At 70.6% G+C, this 17,731-nt stretch carries 13 protein-coding genes; 3 read left to right on the forward strand and 10 right to left on the reverse strand.

The features are described 5' to 3' along the window. Positions 1-141 precede the first annotated feature (141 nt). Positions 142-531 carry a response regulator gene (locus AB0A63_RS37090; RefSeq protein WP_360400196.1) on the forward strand — a complete coding sequence of 130 codons (390 nt, stop codon included), beginning with the start codon at positions 142-144 and terminating at the stop codon, positions 529-531. On the opposite strand, the gene AB0A63_RS37095 is transcribed toward AB0A63_RS37090, so the two are convergent. From AB0A63_RS37095 to tkt, 7 genes are all read right to left on the reverse strand, one after another. Next, the gene (locus AB0A63_RS37095) at positions 519-3,422 is read right to left on the reverse strand and encodes a substrate-binding domain-containing protein (protein ID WP_360400199.1); all 2,904 of its coding nucleotides are present in this window, start codon (positions 3,420-3,422) and stop codon (positions 519-521) included. The genes AB0A63_RS37090 and AB0A63_RS37095 overlap by 13 nt on opposite strands. Before the next feature lie 237 nt (positions 3,423-3,659). Next, entirely contained in the window at positions 3,660-4,439 is a 780-nt protein-coding gene (gene pgl, locus AB0A63_RS37100; RefSeq protein WP_360400202.1) for a 6-phosphogluconolactonase, read from the reverse strand. Continuing rightward, positions 4,436-5,485: a glucose-6-phosphate dehydrogenase assembly protein OpcA gene (gene opcA / locus AB0A63_RS37105; RefSeq protein ID WP_360400205.1), complete on the reverse strand. Its 1,050-nt coding sequence runs from the start codon at positions 5,483-5,485 to the stop codon at positions 4,436-4,438. The genes pgl and opcA overlap by 4 nt, the downstream gene beginning before the upstream one ends. Next, a complete protein-coding gene (gene zwf / locus AB0A63_RS37110) occupies positions 5,482-6,969 on the reverse strand; it encodes a glucose-6-phosphate dehydrogenase (RefSeq protein WP_360400332.1) in 1,488 nt (495 codons plus the stop codon). Before zwf ends, opcA begins: the two co-directional genes overlap by 4 nt. 53 nt (positions 6,970-7,022) lie before the next feature. Then, entirely contained in the window at positions 7,023-8,609 is a 1,587-nt protein-coding gene (locus tag AB0A63_RS37115; protein ID WP_360400208.1) for a glucose-6-phosphate isomerase, read from the reverse strand. 25 nt (positions 8,610-8,634) lie between these two features. After that, positions 8,635-9,747, reverse strand: a complete 1,113-nt coding sequence (tal, locus tag AB0A63_RS37120; RefSeq protein WP_360400211.1) for a transaldolase — start codon at positions 9,745-9,747, stop codon at positions 8,635-8,637. Beyond that, entirely contained in the window at positions 9,744-11,834 is a 2,091-nt protein-coding gene (gene tkt / locus AB0A63_RS37125) for a transketolase (RefSeq protein WP_360400214.1), read from the reverse strand. The genes tal and tkt overlap by 4 nt, the downstream gene beginning before the upstream one ends. A gap of 264 nt (positions 11,835-12,098) precedes the next feature. On the opposite strand from tkt, the gene AB0A63_RS37130 reads away from it, so the two are divergent. Then, entirely contained in the window at positions 12,099-13,031 is a 933-nt protein-coding gene (locus tag AB0A63_RS37130; RefSeq protein ID WP_360400217.1) for a heme o synthase, read from the forward strand. Between the two features lie 22 nt (positions 13,032-13,053). Continuing rightward, complete coding sequence (locus AB0A63_RS37135) at positions 13,054-15,051, forward strand: hypothetical protein (protein WP_360400220.1); 1,998 nt, start codon at positions 13,054-13,056, stop codon at positions 15,049-15,051. 2 nt (positions 15,052-15,053) lie between these two features. On the opposite strand, the gene AB0A63_RS37140 is transcribed toward AB0A63_RS37135, so the two are convergent. The 3 genes from AB0A63_RS37140 to AB0A63_RS37150 are packed head-to-tail and all read right to left on the reverse strand — an operon-like array spanning position 15,054 to position 17,424. Further along, the gene (locus AB0A63_RS37140; protein WP_360400223.1) at positions 15,054-15,707 is read right to left on the reverse strand and encodes an HD family phosphohydrolase; all 654 of its coding nucleotides are present in this window, start codon (positions 15,705-15,707) and stop codon (positions 15,054-15,056) included. 58 nt (positions 15,708-15,765) lie between these two features. Further along, positions 15,766-16,413, reverse strand: coding sequence for a hypothetical protein (locus AB0A63_RS37145; protein WP_360400225.1), 648 nt, complete (start codon positions 16,411-16,413; stop codon positions 15,766-15,768). A gap of 6 nt (positions 16,414-16,419) precedes the next feature. Beyond that, entirely contained in the window at positions 16,420-17,424 is a 1,005-nt protein-coding gene (locus tag AB0A63_RS37150; RefSeq protein WP_360400335.1) for a hypothetical protein, read from the reverse strand. Positions 17,425-17,731: the final 307 nt, after the last annotated feature.

A 17,731-nucleotide genomic window follows, 5' to 3' on the forward strand; every position in this document is an offset into this window, starting at 1 on the left:
CGGAGGCTAGCGCAGAAACACATCCGACGATGTAGCCCGAACGGCCGTGGTCACACCGGTGGGGCAGCAGGTGGACAATTCTCGGTGATAGTCGCGCACCTGGTGCTGAGGACACGAATGGTTTCCGGCATAATGACGCGCATGCAGCAAGCCGGTCTGGTGCTCGTGGTCGAGGACGAGGACCCCGTGCGGAGGTACACCGTCAGCCTGCTCGAGGAGCTGGGCTACCGCGTCCTGCAGGCGGCGGACGGCGCGGAGGCGATCGCGGTCCTGCGCGCGCGCCATGCGGAGATCAGCGCGATGCTGCTCGACCACAGCATGCCCGGCCTGTCCGGCGGCGAGGTGCTGGCCGAGCTGGAGCGCGAGGGGCTGTCCGTGCCCGTCGTGCTGACCAGCGGCCACGACCGCACGGTCCTGGAACACCGGTTCGCGGGCCACGCCGTGGCGGGCTACCTGCAGAAACCGTTCCGGATCGAAGCGCTCGACGAGACCGTGCGGCTCGCGGTCGCCCAGCGCGCTCAGACGTCCTGATCGAGGACCTGGCGGACCGCCTCCAGCAGCTCCGACTCCACGTACGGCTTGCTGATCAGCACCTCGGAGGTCATCGGCTCGTCGGTGGTGTAGCCGGACATGTAGATCACGGCCGGCGCCGCCCCCGCTGACCGCAGCAGCGCCACGAGCTCCGGTCCGCCCATCTTCGGCATGACGACGTCGGTGAGCACCAGGTCGATCGTGCTGCGGTGCTCGGTCGCGAGCTGCAGCGCCTCCTGGCCGTCACCTGCCTCGACCACCACGTACCCGGCGGCCTCCAGCGAACGGCGGGTCATGGCCCGCACCTGGGCGTCGTCCTCCACCAGCAGCACCGTGCCCGCGCCCAGCTGGGTGGTGACACGACGCGTGAACGGCGCCGTGGGCGTGCCCTCTCTCTCGTACGGCACCGGTAGGTACACCTCGATGGTCGTGCCCTCGCCGGGGGCGCTGATCACCTCGATCTGGCCGCCGCTCTGCTGCACGATGCCGAACACCGTGGACAGTCCCAGCCCGGTGCCCTTGCCGACCGGTTTCGTCGTGAAGTACGGCTCGAACACCTGCGCCAGCACGGACTTGTCCATGCCCGCACCGGTGTCGCGCACCCGCATCACCACGTACGCGCCCGGCCGCACGCCCACTATCCGGCCGGTGTCACCGGGCCCGAGCGTGGCGTCGCCGATCTGCACGGTCAGCCTGCCGCCCTGGGGCATCGCGTCGCGCGAGTTCACCGCGAGGTTGAACAGGATCTGCTCGATCTGGCCCGCGTCCGCCCACACCCGCGAGACGCCGCCGGGCAGGTCGAGCTCCAGCTCGATCCCCTCGCCCACGAGCGTGCGCAGCATCGAGCCGACCTTCGTGAGGTTCTCCCTGAGGTCGAGCGACTCGGGGTGCAGCACCTGCTGGCGGGTGAACGCGAGCAGCTGCCGGGTCAGGTTCGCCGCCCGCTCACCGGCGTGGCGGATGTCCTCGATCGCCGCGCGCCGCGGGTCGTCGGGCAGGGTGCGCCGCAGCAGCATCTCGCTGTTGCCGTTCACCACGGTCAGGATGTTGTTGAAGTCGTGCGCGATGCCACCGGTCAACCGGCCGATGGCCTCCATCTTCTGCGCGTGCCGCAGCTGCGCCTCGGTCTCGCCGACGCGTTCCTCGAGCCGGGCGCGCGCGTCCTTCAGCTCCTGCATCAGCCGGATGCCGCGCAGGGCGCTGCTGAGCTGCTGCTGCACGGCCTCGTAGATCCAGCCCTGCTCCGGGCCCTCCTCGAAGATCACGTACCCGAGCTGCTCGTCGTCGGCGTGGAGCGGGGCGACCAGCGCGCTGAACGGCTCATCGCGGCGGAACGGGTACGGCGTCAGCGCGATGGCGGGGAACGGCCTGGCCGGAGCGGTCCGCACCGCGCCCCGCTCGTAGCGGACGAGCACACGGGCTATGCCGGGCGCCTCGTACGCCATGACGTGGCAACCGGGGATGCCCAGCCGCGGCAGCTCCTCGACCAGCGCGTCGGTGAGCTCGCTGACCGTCCTCGACGCGATGAGCCGTTGCCCGGCTTCGCGCACCGTCTGGTCGTGGCGCTCGTGCGACAGGTACGCGAACTTCGCGTCTGTGCGGAACGCGTCGCCCACCAGCAGCTGCACGCGCAACCACAGCTCCTGGAACACGGCGGCGTCGGTGACCCGCGCGGTGACGAACCGGTAGAGGTCGAACAGCGGCGCCCACCAGCTCTCCGGCGAACACCCGGCGCGCGCGCTCGCCCGGATGTACTCGGCGAGCAGCTTGAGGAACTCCGCCCCCTCGACCTCCCCGCGCCCGGCGGCCATCAGCTCGACGACGAGCTGTTCGGCCCAGCCCTCCGGCAGCGCCTCCGCCGACGGGCCGAGCGAGGACCGCAGGCGCCCGGCCACGGTGTGCGCGCTCGCCGACTCGGCGAGGTTCAGCCGGCCGTGCGCGGGCGCGTGCTCGCCCAGCCCGGTGGGCAGGCAGCCGCACGACCGGCGCACCACCAGCTCGGTGCGCATCGTCTGCACCGGCGGCGTGGGCCGCTTGCGCGCCAGCGCCAGCGCCAGCTCCGCCGCCCGGACCCCCATCTGGTGGAAGGGGGCGCGGACCGTGGTGAACGCGGGCATCGCCGCGTCGATGTCGACCTTGCGGTGCACCCGGACCTGGTGACCGGAACCGGACGTCGTGGCGTACCCGAGGTCGTGGGTGCGGACGTTGGTGTGGTTGTCGTAGCCGACGACCGCGATGTCCTCCGGGATGCGGAACCCCAGGGCCTCCAGCGCGGACACGACACCGATCGCGTAGTCGTCGTTGGCGGCGGCGACCGCGTCCGGCGGCCGGTCCACCGACGCGAGCACGGCGCGCACCGCGTCCGCAGCGGTGCTCGGCTCCCAGACGAACGAACCGGGCACCGTCACCAGCCGCGGGTCGAGCGGAATCCCGTGCTTGCGCAACGAGTCCGCGTACCCCTGGTACCGCTCCTGCGCCCCGGCGTGCGACCGCGGCCCGCGCACGAACGCGATGCGCCTGCGGCCGTGCACCTCGATGAGGTGGTCGACGGCCTGTTCCATGCCTTTGCGGTTGTCCATCAAGATGGCCGGCCACTGCGCGAGGGAGGTCTCCACACTCACGATCGGCGTCGGCGCGTACCGCTTCACATACTCCTGCATGCCCTCGGAGCCGATGAGCTGCCCCACGCGCGTGGTCCACACGACGAGCGCGTCGACCCGGTCCGGTGACACGAGCTCGTACACGGAGTTGGCCTGGCGCTTGTGCGGGTCCGGGTGGCCGAGCTCGGTGCCCACGAAGCACACCAGGTCGCACCCGAGCCGCTGCGCACCCTCGCTGACACCGCGCCACTGCTCGCCCGCGAGCTCGATCAGCGGGCCAGCGGTGATCATCCCGATGGTGGGCCGCCGCTCCGCACTGCCGTTCGCCACAAAACCCCCGCTGCCTCAACGCGATTCGAAATGATACGCGCAGCCGGGGGAATGCCCGGACTGTTGCGAGGGGGAACTCTTCGGTGGATTTGGCCGTACTGCACGGAGTTCACGGTCTGGCGGCCCGATCTGCCCCACGCGCTGTACGACCGTGTTCCCCCGACGAAAAAGGCCCCCGGTGCGAACCGGGGGCCCTCGTCATGCCAGCGGGGGTGTGAACAAGGCGGGTACCTTCGAGGCAGCCGCCGTGTCCAGCAGCCACAGCGTGCGGCGGCGTCCGGTGGCACCGGCGGCCGGCAGCTGCACCTCGCCCGCCCCGGTCAGGCTCATCGCGACCGCGGCGGCCTTGGCCTCCCCGGTGGTCATCAGCCAGACCTCCTGCGAGTTCCGCACGGCCCCCAGCGTCAGCGACACGCGGGTCGGCGGCGGCTTGGGGCAGTTGCGGACGGCCACGACCGACCGCTCCTCCTCGTACACCGCAGGGGAAGCGGGGAAGACCGACGCCACGTGGCCCTCCTCGCCGACACCCAGCATGCAGACGTCGAACGACGGCACGTCGCCGTGGTCCTCCGGGCGGGCCAGCGCGGCCAGCACCGCCGCGTACGCCTCGGCGGCGGCCTCCGGGTCGTCGCCGAACTCGCCGTCGGAGGGCGCCATGACGTGCACGCGCGCCGGGTCGACCGGCACGTGGTCGAGCAGGGCCGCGCGGGCCTGCGTCTCGTTGCGCTCCGGGTGACCGGACGGCAGGAAGCGCTCGTCGCCCCAGAACAGGTCCACGCTGGACCAGTCCACGGCGTCACGGGCGCCGTTGCGGTTGAGGTGCTCCAGGACCGCGGTGCCGGTGCGGCCGCCGGTGAGCACGACCGACGCGGAGCCGCGGGCGGCCTGAGCGTCGACCACGCGGGTCACCAGGCGAGCCGCCGCGGCGGCGGCCAGGAGGTCGCCGTCGCGGTGGACCACTACTTGCGGACTGCTCACGAACCCGCCTTCGCCTTGGGCTTCTTCGCGGCCGCCTTGCCGTTGGGCGCGGGCAGGTCCGCTGCGGCCTCCGGTTCACCGGCCGCCGCCGCGGCCGCGGCCGACTCGGGCTTCGCCGCCGGCGTGCGACCCCGGGAGATCTTCGACAGCGACTTCAGCGCCGCCGCGTAGACCTCGTCCGGGTCGAGCCTGCGCAGCTCCTCCGCCAGGCAGTCGCGCACCGAACGCCGCTGCAGCGCCACCCGCCGCGACGGCTGGCCGGGCTGGGTCAGCGTGCCCACCTTGCCGTCCGGGCGGTGCAGGTCGACGTGACCGGACGCCCGGTTCAGCGTGACCTGGACGATGCCCTCGCCCGAGGTCGCCTTGAAGCGCTTCGCGGGCACCTTCAGCCGGTCGGTCAGCCACGCGGCCAGCAGGTCGGTGGACGGCGAGTCGGCCTCACCGGTCACCTCGGCGTCGACGACCTTCTCGTACGGCGGCAGGTCGAGCGACGAGGCGAGCATGGCGCGCCACAACGTGAGCCGCGTCCACGCCAGGTCCGTGTCGCCCGGCGCGTAGTGCGCCCGCCGGGTCTCCAGGGCCTTGATCGGGTTCTTCTCGGCGGCGGCGTCGGTGATGCGCCGCTGCGCGAGCTGGCCGATCGGGTCCTTCGACGGCGAGATCGGCGCGTCGAACGGCCACCACGCCACGACCGGGGTGTCCGGCAGCAGCAGCGGCATCACGCAGGACGCGCCCTCCTTGGCCAGCTCGCCGTACAGGCGCAGCACCACGACCTCGGACGCGCCCGCGTCACCGCCGACGCGGATCTGGGCGTCCAGCCGGGGAGCCGCCTGCCGGGCACCGCGCGCCACGACGATCACGCGACAGGGGTGCTCGCGCGAGGCGTCGTTCGCCGCGTCGATCGCGGCGTCGGTGCGCTGGCCGTCCTCGGTCACGATGACCAGGGTCAGCACGCGGCCCAGCGTCGTCGCACCGCCCTCGTCGCGCAGCCGGACGAGCCGGGAGTTGATCTGCGAGGTGGTGGTCGAGGGAAGGTCGATGATCACGGACGCCTCCAGTGCCTTCCGGTCCTGGCGGTCATCGCGTCCGCCGACGGCGGTCCCCAGGTGCCGGCCTTGTACTTCTCGAGAGCCGGTTCGTCCTTGCGGGCCCAGAACTCGAGGATCGGGTCGAGGATCTCCCAGGAGAGCTCGACCTCGTCGTTCTTCGGGAACAGCGACGGCTCGCCGAGCAGCACGTCGAGCAGCAGCCGCTCGTAGGCCTCCGGCGACGACTCGGTGAACGAGTGGCCGTAGCCGAAGTCCATCGTGACGTCGCGGACCTCCATCGTGTTGCCCGGCACCTTCGAGCCGAACCGGATGGTCACGCCCTCGTCCGGCTGCACCCGCACGACGAGCGCGTTCTGGCCGAGCTCCTCGGTCGCGGTGTCGTCGAACGGCAGGTGCGGCGCCCGCTTGAACACGACGGCCACCTCGGTGACGCGGCGGCCCAGGCGCTTGCCGGTGCGCAGGTAGAACGGCACCCCGGCCCACCGGCGGGTGTTGACCTCGCAGGTGATCGCACCGAACGTCTCGGTCTTCGACTCGGGCGAGAAACCGCCCTCCTCCAGCAGACCGGGCACCTTCTGGCCGCCCTGCCAGCCACCGGTGTACTGGCCGCGCGCGGTGGTCTCCTCGAACGGCTCCGCCGGACGCGTCGCCGAGAGGATCTTCACCTTCTCCGCCCGCAGGTCCGACGGCTTGAAGGAGACGGGCTCCTCCATCGCGATCAGCGCGAGCAGCTGCAGCAGGTGGTTCTGGATGACGTCACGCGTGGCGCCGATGCCGTCGTAGTACCCGGCGCGGCCACCGAGACCGATGTCCTCGGCCATGGTGATCTGCACGTGGTCGACGTAGTTCGAGTTCCAGATGGGTTCGTACAGCTGGTTCGCGAACCGCAGCGCCAGGATGTTCTGCACGGTCTCCTTGCCGAGGTAGTGGTCGATGCGGAACACCGACTCCTCGGGGAAGACCTCGTTGACCGTGCGGTTGAGCTCCTTGGCCGAGGCCAGGTCGTGGCCGAACGGCTTCTCGATGACGACGCGGCGCCACTGGTCGTTCTGCGCCTGCGCCAGACCCGCGCGCTTGAGCTGGTTGATCACCGTCGGGAACGCGCCCGGCGGGATCGACAGGTAGAACGCGTGGTTGCCGCCCGTGCCGCGCTCGGTGTCGAGCGCCGCGAGGCAGGAGGCCAGGTTGTCGAACGCCTCGTTGTCGTCGAACGTGCCCTGCACGAACCGGATGCCCTCGGCGAGCTGCTGCCACACGGCCTCGTTGAACGGCGTGCGCGCGTGCTCCTTCACCGCGTCGTGGACGACCTTCATGAAGTCCTGGTCGGCCCAGTCGCGGCGGGCGAAGCCGACAAGACCGAAGCCCGGCGGCAGCAGACCCCGGTTCGCGAGGTCGTAGATCGCGGGCATGAGCTTCTTGCGCGACAGGTCACCGGTGACACCGAAGATGACCAGCGCGCTCGGCCCCGCGATGCGCGGCATGCGCTTGTCGCGCGCGTCCCGCAGCGGGTTGCGCCACTTGGCGGCGGATGTGGTCACGAACCGTCCTCCTGGACTGCCTCGACGAGCTGGGCCAGACCTGCGATGCGGTCCTGCAGGTGCAGCCGCAGCACCGGGCGGCCGTGTTCGACGAGGACCTGACCGTCACCGGCCGCCTGCGCGAGCTGCAGCTGCGCCAGCGTGTAGGGACGGCCGGGCACCTCCAGGTCGTCACCGGACTCGCCGGTGATCTGGATGAACACGCCGTTCTGGTGACCGCCCTTGTGGTACTGGCCGGTCGAGTGCAGGAACCGCGGACCCCAGCCGAACGTGGTCTGCAGGTGCGTCCTCTTCGCGATCTCCGCGCGGAGCAGCTCGAAGGACGCGTCGTCGATCCTGTCCAGGTACGCCTGAACGGAGATGTAGCCGTGCTCGGGCGCCACCTCGACCAGGGCGGCGAGCGCCTCGGCGACGGTGTGGACCTCCCGCGGGGCCCAGCCGGTGCCGTGGCCCTCGACCGGACCGTCCACGAAGGACGGAGCGGTGGCCGAGACCGCCGGCGCGTCGAGCAGCGCCCGCGCGGCCTTCTTCGCGGCCTCGACGTCGGGCTGGTCGAACGGGTTGATGCCGAGCACCCGGCCGACGAGCGCGGTCGCGTACTCCCACAGCAGGAACTGCGCGCCGAGCGGGCCCTCCACGGCCACGTGCGCCGACCCGGTGGCCGGTCCGATCGCGACGGTGGTGGCGTCGGAGCGGGCGTCGACGAAGCCGGGGGCACCGGGGCCCTCGACGACGACGGGCAGCAGGCCGGTGCCGTTCTTGCCGGTGGACTCGGCGATCAGCTGCTCGGCCCAGTCGCCGAAGCCCTTGATGCCCGAGCCGGTGTCGGCGAACACGACCTTCTCCGCGCCGTTGGCGTGCGCGGCACCGAAGATCGCGGCCAGCCGCACCGCGGGGTTGTCGACCGAGTCCTGGGAGAGGACCTTCGCCTCGGCGGCGGCGTCGTCGAGCAGGGACTCGACGTCGGCGCCCGCGAGGTAGGACGGCACCAGGCCGAACGCGGTCAGCGCGGAGTAGCGGCCACCCACGTGCGGGTCGGCCAGGAACACCTTGCGGTAGCCCGCCTCCTCGGACGCCTTCTGCAGCGGCGAGCCGGGGTCGGTGACCACCACGATGCGCGACGCGGCGTCGATGCCCGCGTCCGCGAAGGCCTTCTCGAAGATCCGCCGGTGGCTGTCGGTCTCGACGGTGCCACCGGACTTGGACGACACCACGATCACCGTGCGCTCGAGGTCACCGGCGAGCGCGTCGGCGACCTGGGCGGGATCGGTGGTGTCCAGCACGACCAGCGGGACGCCCGCGGTGCGCGTGATCACCTCGGGGGCCAGCGACGAGCCGCCCATCCCGGCGAGCACGACGCGGTCGACGCCTTCGGCGTGCAGTGCGGAGCGCAGGGCCACGAGGTCGGGGAGCAGCGCACGGGACGACTCGTGCAGCGTGGTCCAGGAGAGGCGGATGCCCGCCTCGGACTCGGCTTCCGGCCCCCACAGGGTCGGGTCCTGCGCGGTCAGCTTGCTCGGCACCGAATCCGCGACCAGGTCAGCAGCGATCGTGCTGACCTGGTCGGCGTTCGGTGACCTCACGATGTCGACGGAGGTCACTTGATGATCAGCCCTTCAGCTTCGCCAGTTGGTTCGTCACCGTCTCGAGCAACTCTTCCCAGGACTTCTCGAACTTCTCGACGCCCTCGGTCTCCAGCGCGACGAACACGTCCTGGAGGTCGATGCCGACGGCGCTGAGCCGGTCGAACACCTCCTGGCCCTCCGCGGCGCGCCCGGTGACCGTGTCACCGGTGATCTCGCCCGCGTCGGCGACGGCCTGCAGCGTCTTCTCCGGCATCGTGTTCACGACGTCGTTCACGACGAGCTGGTCGACGTAGAGGGTGGGGGAGTAGCTCGGGTCCTTCACACCGGTCGAGGCCCACAGCGGGCGCTGCGCGTTCGCGCCGTCCGCCTTGAGGGCCTCCCAGCGCTCGCCCTGGAAGGTCTGCTCGAACGCGCCGTAGGCGATCCACGCGTTGGCCAGCGCGGCCTTGCCCAGCAGCGCGGTGGCCTCGTCCGTGCCGATCGCCTTCAACCGCTTGTCGATCTCGGTGTCCACCCGGGACACGAAGAACGACGCGACCGAGTGGATCGAGCGCAGGTCGTGGCCGTTCGCCTTGGCCTGCTCCAGGCCGGCGATGTACGCCTCCATGACCTTCTCGTACCGCTCGACCGAGAAGATCAGCGTGACGTTGACGGAGATGCCCTCGGCGATCACCTTCGTGATCGCGGGGATGCCCGCCTCGGTGGCCGGGATCTTCACCAGCAGGTTCGGCCGGTCCACGGTCTTCCACAGGTCCTGCGCCTCGGCGACGGTCTTGTCCGTCTCGAACGCCAGGCGCGGGTCGACCTCGATGGAGACGCGGCCGTCCACACCGTTCGTGCTGTTGTAGACGTCGCGGAACTTGTCGCACGCGTTGCGCACGTCGGTCGTGGTGACCTCGCGGATGGTCGCCTCGGTGTCGGCGCCCCGGTTCGCGAGCTCGCGGACCTGCTCGTCGTAGGACTCGCCCTTCGACAGGGCGCCCGCGAAGATCGTCGGGTTCGTCGTGACACCGACGACGTTCCAGTCGCGGATCAGCTCGTCCAGGTTGCCGCTGGTCAGGCGCTCGCGGGACAGGTCGTCCAGCCAGATGGAGACACCGGCGCCGGACAGTGCGTCGAGATGCGGCTTGCTCACTTGTTACCCCTCACGTTGTCAAGGGAACGGCGGGCGGCGGCGACGACGTCTTCCGTCGTGAAGCCGAACTCCTTGAACAGGACCTGGTAGTCGGCCGAGGCACCGAAGTGCTCGATCGAGACGATCTCGCCGGCGTCGCCGACGTAGCGGTACCACGGCTGTGCGATACCGGCTTCCACCGCGACGCGCGCCTTGACCGCCTTCGGCAGGACCGACTCGCGGTACTCGGCGTCCTGCTTCTCGAACCACTCGACGGACGGCATGGAGACCACGCGCACCGCAACGCCCTCGCCCTGCAGGACCTTTCCGGCCTCCAGGGCGACCTGCAGCTCGGAGCCGGTGCCGATGATCACGACCTCCGGGTTGTCGTCACCGAGGAGCACGTAACCGCCGCGCTTGACGCCCTCCGCGGAGGTGCCTTCGAGGATCGGGAGGTTCTGCCGGCTCAGCGCGAGGCCCACCGGGCCGAGCTGCTCGACGACGGCCTTCCACGCGTACGCGGTCTCGTTGGCGTCACCGGGGCGCACGACAGCGAAGTCCGGGATCGCGCGCAGGGCCGCGAGGTGCTCGATCGGCTGGTGCGTCGGGCCGTCCTCACCCAGGCCGATGGAGTCGTGCGTCCAGACGTACGTGACGGCGGCCTGCATGATCGCGGCCAGGCGCACCGCGGGGCGCATGTAGTCGGAGAACACGAGGAACGTGCCACCGAACGGGCGCGTCGGGCCGTGCAGCGCGATGCCGTTGAGGATCATGCCCATGGCGTTCTCGCGGACACCGAAGTGCAGCACGCGGCCGTACGGGTCGGCGCTCCACATCCCGGTCGAGATCGAGGCCGGGCCGAAGGACTTGGCGTCCTTGATCGTGGTCAGGTTCGACTCGGCGAGGTCGGCGGAACCGCCCCACAGCTCGGGCAGGTGCTTCGCCAGCCCGTTGATCGCCTCACCGGAGGCCTTGCGGGTCGAGATCTCCTTGCCGCCCGGCTCGTAGGAGGGCAGGTCGGCGTCCCAGCCCTGCGGCAGCTCGCGGGCGACGAGCCGGTCGAGCAGCGCCTTGTTCTCGCCGTTGGCCGAGGCCCACGCGTCGAAGGACTTCTGCCACTCGGCCTTGGCGTGCTCGCCGCGCTTGACGACCTCGCGGGCGTGCGCGAGCACCTCGTCGGCGACCTCGAAGGTCTGCTCGGGGTCGAACCCGAGGATCTCCTTCGTGGCCTTGACCTCGTCGACGCCCAGCGCGGCACCGTGCGCGGCACCGGTGTTCTGCTTGTTCGGCGCCGGGTAGCCGATGATCGTGCGCAGCAGGATGAACGACGGCTTGTCGGTGACGGCCTTGGCCTTCTCGACGGCCTCGAGGATGCCCTTGACGTTCTCGCCGGACTCCACGACCTGGACGTGCCAGCCGTAGGCCTCGTAGCGCTTCGCGGTGTCCTCGGACAGCGCGATCGTCGTGTCGTCCTCGATGGAGATCTTGTTGTCGTCGTAGAAGACGACCAGGTTGCCCAGCTGCTGCGTGCCCGCGAGCGACGAGGCCTCGGAGGTGACGCCCTCCTCGATGTCACCGTCGGAGGCGATCACGTAGACGTGGTGGTCGAACGGGCTCTCGCCCGGCGCGGCCGACGGGTCGAAGAGACCACGCTCGCGGCGAGCGGCCATGGCCATGCCGACGGCGGCGGCCAGACCGGAGCCCAGCGGGCCGGTCGTGATCTCGACACCGCGGGTGTGGCCGTGCTCGGGGTGGCCCGGCGTCTTCGAGCCCCACTTGCGCAGGTGCTTGAGGTCGTCGAGCTCCAGGCCGTAGCCCGACAGGAACAGCTGGACGTACAGCGTCAGGCTGGAGTGGCCCGCGGACAGCACGAACCGGTCGCGGCCGATCCAGTCCGGGTCGGCGGGGTCGTGCCGCAGCACCCGCTGGAACAGCGTGTAAGCGAGAGGCGCGAGGCTCATCGCGGTGCCGGGATGACCGTTGCCGACGTTCTGCACGGCGTCCGCCGCGAGCACCCGAGCGGTGTCGACGGCGCGCTTGTCGAGCTCCGTCCAGTCATCAGGCAGATCGGCCTTGGTGAGCCGGGTGATGTCGTCGGTGACGCTCACGGACTTACAGCTCCACTCTGTCGGTTGGGCGGGTCCCGACCTGTCTGCAGACGACCTTGGTGGATCGATCCCGAAAGGCCTGACCCGCGTGTGTCCCTCGTCCTGCGGCCAGCCTAGTCCTGACACTTGCCGAAGGTGCTCTGAAAGGTCCCGGGCCGGTGTGTGCCCAGGCACACCAGCACCCGAACGGGCTGTGAATCCTGCGCGCGGTTACCATCAGTTGCTGGATTTCCCCCCACTCGCGACATGAGGAGCGTTCCCGCGATGAGTGCCGACAGTCTCGTTGCCGAGGCCCCGGGCAGGTCGCCTCGCCAGGTTGTCGGCGCCTACGTGGCGCTCACCAAGCCGCGGGTCATCGAGCTCCTGCTGATCACCACGATCCCCGCGATGCTGCTGGCCCAGCACGGTCTGCCACCGCTGTGGCTGATCGCCTGCACCCTCACCGGCGGTACCCTCGCCGCGGGGTCGGCAAACGCCCTCAACTGCTTCGTGGACGCCGACATCGACTCGGTCATGAAGCGGACCGCGGGCCGGCCCCTCGCGCACAACGCCATCCCGCCGCGCAACGCCCTGATCTTCGGCATCGTGCTCGGGGTCGTCTCGTTCGCGTTCCTGTGGATCTTCGTCAACCTCATGTCGGCCGCGTTCGCGGTGGCGACGATCCTCTTCTACATCTTCGTGTACACGCTCGTGCTCAAGCGCCGCACCTCCCAGAACATCATCTGGGGCGGCATGGCGGGCTGCATGCCGGTGATCATCGGCTGGAGCGCGGTGACGGGCACGGTCGAGTGGCCCGCCCTCGTGATGTTCGGCGTCATCTTCTTCTGGACCCCGCCGCACACCTGGGCCCTCGCGATGAAGTTCAAGGACGACTACGCCAGGGCAGGCGTGCCGATGCTGCCGGTGGTGGCCACAGCCGCGCAGGTGACGCGGCAGATCGTCATCTACAGCTGGATCACCGTGGTCTGCACGCTCGCACTCGCCCCGGTCACCTCGTGGATCTACGTCGCCGTGGCGGCGCTGTCGGGCGTGTGGTTCGCCGTGTTCGCCCACAAGCTGCACAACGTCGTGCGCCGCGGTGGTTCCACGAACACCATGAAGTTCTTCCACATGTCGAACCTCTACCTGATGCTGGTGTTCTGCGGGCTCGCCGTGGACGCCGTGGTCGGGTTGCCGGTGCTGGGCTGGCCGTTCTAGCTGCACCTCCAGGCGTACGGCTGTGGCGCCCGTCGAGTTCACCGTCTCCGGCGGCGAAGGCTCGCCGCTGGAGCACGTCGCCGCGCTCGCGGACCGGGTGTCGCTGTTCGTCGTGACCGATCCGGGCGGATGGGCGCAGGTCAGCCGGGGGCTGGCGGTCGGCCGGGCCGGCTCGGCCGCCGTGCGGACCCGCCTGCGGACGCTGCGGTTCGCGGTGCTCGACCTCCGGCACTTCGCCTCGGCCGACGGCCTGCCCCCGATCTCGGACGTGCCCGCCGACGTGGTCGCGCTGCACGACACCCGGACGTGGGACTCGGCGCCGGTCGTCGCCGCGCTGCGCGGGCTCGGGCGGCCGGTCGTGCTGTTCACCGCCGTGCACGCGTGGGTGTCCGGAGTGGATCCGGCGACCGTGGTCCTGGGCTGGAGCACGCCGCACGTGGTGCTGGCCGCGCCGGTGCGGGCGGGCGAGGTGCGGGTCGAGGACGTCCTGTGGCAGTTCCGCGAGCTGGAACGGCGGGGGCGGGCCGGGTTCGTCCCGCTGCCGCAGCCGCCCGTGCCCGACGACCGCGCGGTCACCGTCGTGGTCGCGCTGCCCGGTGCGACCGAGGGCGTCGCGGGAGCGTTGCGGCCGGGTGCCGACTACGAGGTGTGGGTGCACGTCGGGGCGCACGCCACGCCGTTGCCCGGTGACCTGGAGCTGCGGGCGGTGCTCGCCATGTCCGGGCGCGCGGTGCGGACCGAGACGTTCGTGCTGCCCGCCGACGGGGCGGGCCCGTGGGTGAGCTTCCCGGTGACCACGCCGTACGCCGCGGCGCGGTGGACCGGGGAGCTGGTCCTCTACCGCGGTGCGGTGCCGGTGCACGTCCAGCAGGTCGTGCTGCCGGTCGGTGGTGGTGAGTGGCGTGCGGTGCCGCGGTACCGGCTGTCGCGGACGTTCGCCGACGTGGCACCGCTGGCGTCACGGGTGGCGTCGATCCTGGTGGTGGGGGAGCGGGCGCTGGTCGCGGCCGGTGACGAGGTGCCGTCGTGGGTCGGCCTGGCCGGCTGCGGGCACCCGGCGCTGCCCGTGGCGGGGCTGGACCCCTGGTACGGCAAGGACTTCCCGGCGTACTGCGCGGACCTGGCGGCGTTGGCGCGCGACGGTGCGGCGTTGTACGCGCGGCTGTTCGCCGGGTCCGCGTTGCCGGAGCTGCTCCGGCGGTCGGCGCGTGCCTCCGGTCGCCCGGCCGGGGTGCTGGTGGCCGAGGTGACCGAGTCGCCGGTGCCGTGGTCGCTGGTCTACGACCTGCCGTTCGCCGATGGGCCCTATCGGCTGTGCGCGTCGGTGGGGCGGTTCGGCCCGTTCGGGCCCGGCGGTGAGGTGCCCGCGCACTGCCCGGTGTCCGACCACAGCGGGAACGTGCTGTGCCCCTTCGGTTTCTGGGGCCTGTCCACTGTGCTGGAACAGCCGGTCGGACCGCTCGTGCGGCAGGTGTCGCAGACCCCGCGGCCGTTCGAGGTGATGATGGCGGTCGACCCCGGGATGGACCGGGCGCTGACCGAACGGCACGCCGCCGAGCTGATGTCGATGCTTCCGCCGGAGGCCGTGTCGTCGGCGTACGTCAGCCCGTCGGAGCTGGGGCACGCGCTGGCCGATGAGTCGGCGGACATCGTGCACCTGCACTTCCGCGAGGGGTCCCTCGACGCGGAGGAGGTCGAACGGTGGAGCCACGACGGTGTGTGGCCGCAGCCGCACTGGCCCACCCGCAAGCCCTTGGTGGTGGCCACCTCCCCGCTGAGCGCGCTGGTCCGGCCGCTCGTCCGGCACGGCGCGTCCGGCGTCATCAGCCCCGCGGTGGCGGTGCCGCAGGACATGGCCGGGTGGGTGACCGGCATGGTGCTGGCCCGGCTCGCGGCCGGGTTCGGCGCGGGCGAGGCGCTGCGGCTGACCCGGTGGGAAATGCTCGGCCGGGGCAACGTGCTGGGCCTCGCCCACGCCCTGAACGCGTCAGCCGACCTGCGGCTGCGGGCCGGCGGCTGAGGTCACGAAGCCACCTTCGCGAGCAGGTCCTCGACGCACGGGTCGTCGAGCGACTCCACGATGCACCGCCACAGCGACAGGTTCGCCTCGGCCCACCGGGTGTAGGTCGCGGCGGCCTCCTCGTCGTAGAAGTAGTAGCCCTCGTCGGCCTTGCCCACCTGCTCGCCGACGATCTTGTGCGCGAGCTCCCGCAGCGTGATGCCGTTCTCCTGCAGGTACTTGTGGGCGAGGACGACCGGTGTGACCGGCAGCGCCTTGAACAGGGTGTCCGCGTCGGACAGCGCCTGCGCCTCCGGTGAGATGTCGCGGTGGCGGGTCCGCATCTCCGCCTCGACCACGATCCGCTCGATCCAGTCGATGTCGCCGACGCACACCCCCGCGACGAACAGCGTCTTGCGGCGCAGCGCCGCGCCGTCGGTCGGCAGCGAGTTGCGCCGGACCATGTAGTTGAGGTCGTGCACCAGCGCGGCCACCTCGACGACGTCGGCGGCGGCGCCGTTGCGGCCGGCGAAGTGCACGGCCTTGTCGCGGACGAAGCTCACGTGGTGCCAGCCGTGGAACTGCAGCTTGGCGGCCAGGTCCTCGCACAGCCGCCGCACCCGTTGCTCCACGTCCGCTATGACAGATCTCGGAATCATCGTGCGCGTACGCATCATCAGCCCTCCTGGCAGGTGGGCTGATGGTAGGCGCGCGCCGAACCCGGCCGCAGAGGCTTCAGAGGTTGTTCGTCAGATCCTCCAGCCGCTCCTCGACCGGCACGTGCCGGTGGCTGACGCCGGTGTCCGGGTCGTAGCTGAGGCTCCACGGCGTGACGGCCCGCGACTTGACGAGGAACGTCATCGTGCCGTCCGCCGCGCGGGGGATCCGGTGGAACTCGTGCGCGAGCAGCGTGCCCGTGGTGCCCGCGGCGCACTGCGTGCGCTTGGTCAGCTCGGTGCTGATGATCGAACGTCCGCCGACGCCCAGCCGTGCGTCGAAGCGTTCGTGCAGGTAGGCGCCGCTGAGGATGGTCGTGCAGAAGTGGTAGCGGTGGTTGTGCACCGAGTCCGCGTAGCCCGTGCGCCAGTCGGCGAGCGGTTTGTACTCGTGCAGCCAGAACGTGAACGGCTCACCCGGCTCGTCGCGCAGGCACCACGCGAAGTGCGTCGTCGTCTCCCGCGAGTGCGCGATCACCCACGTCGCCTGCTGCGGTGTGAGCCCGTCGATGTGCGCGCGCAGCTCCTTGCGCAGCTCCGGCCGTGCCGCCCACTCGCGGAACCACCCGCCGACCTCGGCCCAGTGCTCGACCACGGGAGGGTCGGCGCGCTTGACCCGAGCGGTGAGCTCGTCGAGCGCGGACACCCCGGTGAACTCGGCTAGCAAGATCGATCAGCTCCTCAACTGAGCGGAAGCGGAGAATTCGCGGCGAAATGCGTGGAACTTCTCTTCGAGCTCGGTGAACCCGTCGTCGCCGAGGGGTGTTCCGGTGATCTTCTCGAACAACGCCAGGAAGTCGGCGCGGGAGGTGCCCGGCGTGATGACGAAGTGGTATCCGGCCCTGGAGTTGCTGATCCGCAGGAACTCCGCGCGTTCCATTGCGTACAGGAACGAACTCTCCGTGAACCGCAGCGTCCGCGGATATGGCCTGAGCACTCCGGCCGTGTTGCTGTACAACGTGAGCCAGGCGCTGTCGTCGAACAGTTCGAGCCGGTCGAGCGGTGGATCGGAAACGATGGTGACGTCGATTCTGCTGCACCTGCTCCTGGCCGCGTACAGCCCGACGAGACCGATTCTGATCTGTTCCTTGAGCCGGCGCTGGATCTCCTCGTAGTCGCCGTCGGCGCCCTCGTTGCGCAACAGGTACCGCGCCCGCCCGCTGAGGGCGTTGTCGTCGCGCGGGTCCGCCAGCACCGCCCTGAGCTCGCACTCCGTCTGCGACAGCAGCACCCGGCCCGCCGCGTACCGCCCCGCGAACCCGCGGAAGCAGTACAGCCGCGTCCGCTCCAGGTCCTGCATCATGAGCTGGTTGAACACCGGGTCCGGCGTGGCCGTCGGCTCGAACACGTGGCTGGGGAAGAACTCCCGGTCGAGCGCCCGGTACTCCTCGCTCAGCTCCTTCAGCGCCTTGCGGCTTTCCTCGACCACGGGTGTGAGCAGCGCCGTGTGCGCCGCCCTGGACGTGATCAGCGTCTGCGTGAAGCTCACGACCGCAGAAATGAGCGTTCCGGTGCCGACCGACGTCAAGAAGTTCCGCGCCGTCCCCACGTCCATTTGACTGGAAATGGCGAGCGACACCCCGGACGTGACGACGAGTACGAGGAGTAGCAACCCGGTCCGGGTCCAGAACAACTCCTGGATCAGGTTGCTGCGGATGCCTCCGGCCTCCGCGGACACAAGTCCCACCTCCTGGATCACCTCAATGGTCGCTACCCGATCGGACGAATGCTCTCAGTGTCCGATCAAGTGCGCGGAGTTACTGTACGCGTCGGTCAAAAGATAAGGAAGCTGCTGATCGTGCGATATTCCCGGCCGGAATAGTCATCTTCCGGCGCACCCGCTCGTTCGCACCCGTGCGCTCCGGTGACGCGGCGTCGCGAAGTTCCGCCCTCGTGTCGGATGAGGGTGACCCACCCACCCGAACGCACCCGTGGCCTGTGTTCGCCCGGATTGGACCCGCTCCAAGTGGCGGACTCCTTTCACC

Origin of the sequence: Lentzea sp. NPDC042327, assembly GCF_040647275.1 — a bacterium.
Classification (GTDB): domain Bacteria; phylum Actinomycetota; class Actinomycetes; order Mycobacteriales; family Pseudonocardiaceae; genus Lentzea.

Coding starts and splice junctions, on each gene's coding strand:
- AB0A63_RS37090 (WP_360400196.1), top strand. CDS start 142: ATGCAGCAAGCCGGTCTGGTGCTCGTGGTCGAGGACGAGGACCCCGTG.
- AB0A63_RS37095 (WP_360400199.1), bottom strand. CDS start 3,422: ATGATCACCGCTGGCCCGCTGATCGAGCTCGCGGGCGAGCAGTGGCGC.
- zwf (WP_360400332.1), bottom strand. CDS start 6,969: ATGCCGCGCATCGCGGGGCCGAGCGCGCTGGTCATCTTCGGTGTCACC.
- AB0A63_RS37130 (WP_360400217.1), top strand. CDS start 12,099: ATGAGTGCCGACAGTCTCGTTGCCGAGGCCCCGGGCAGGTCGCCTCGC.
- AB0A63_RS37140 (WP_360400223.1), bottom strand. CDS start 15,707: ATGATGCGTACGCGCACGATGATTCCGAGATCTGTCATAGCGGACGTG.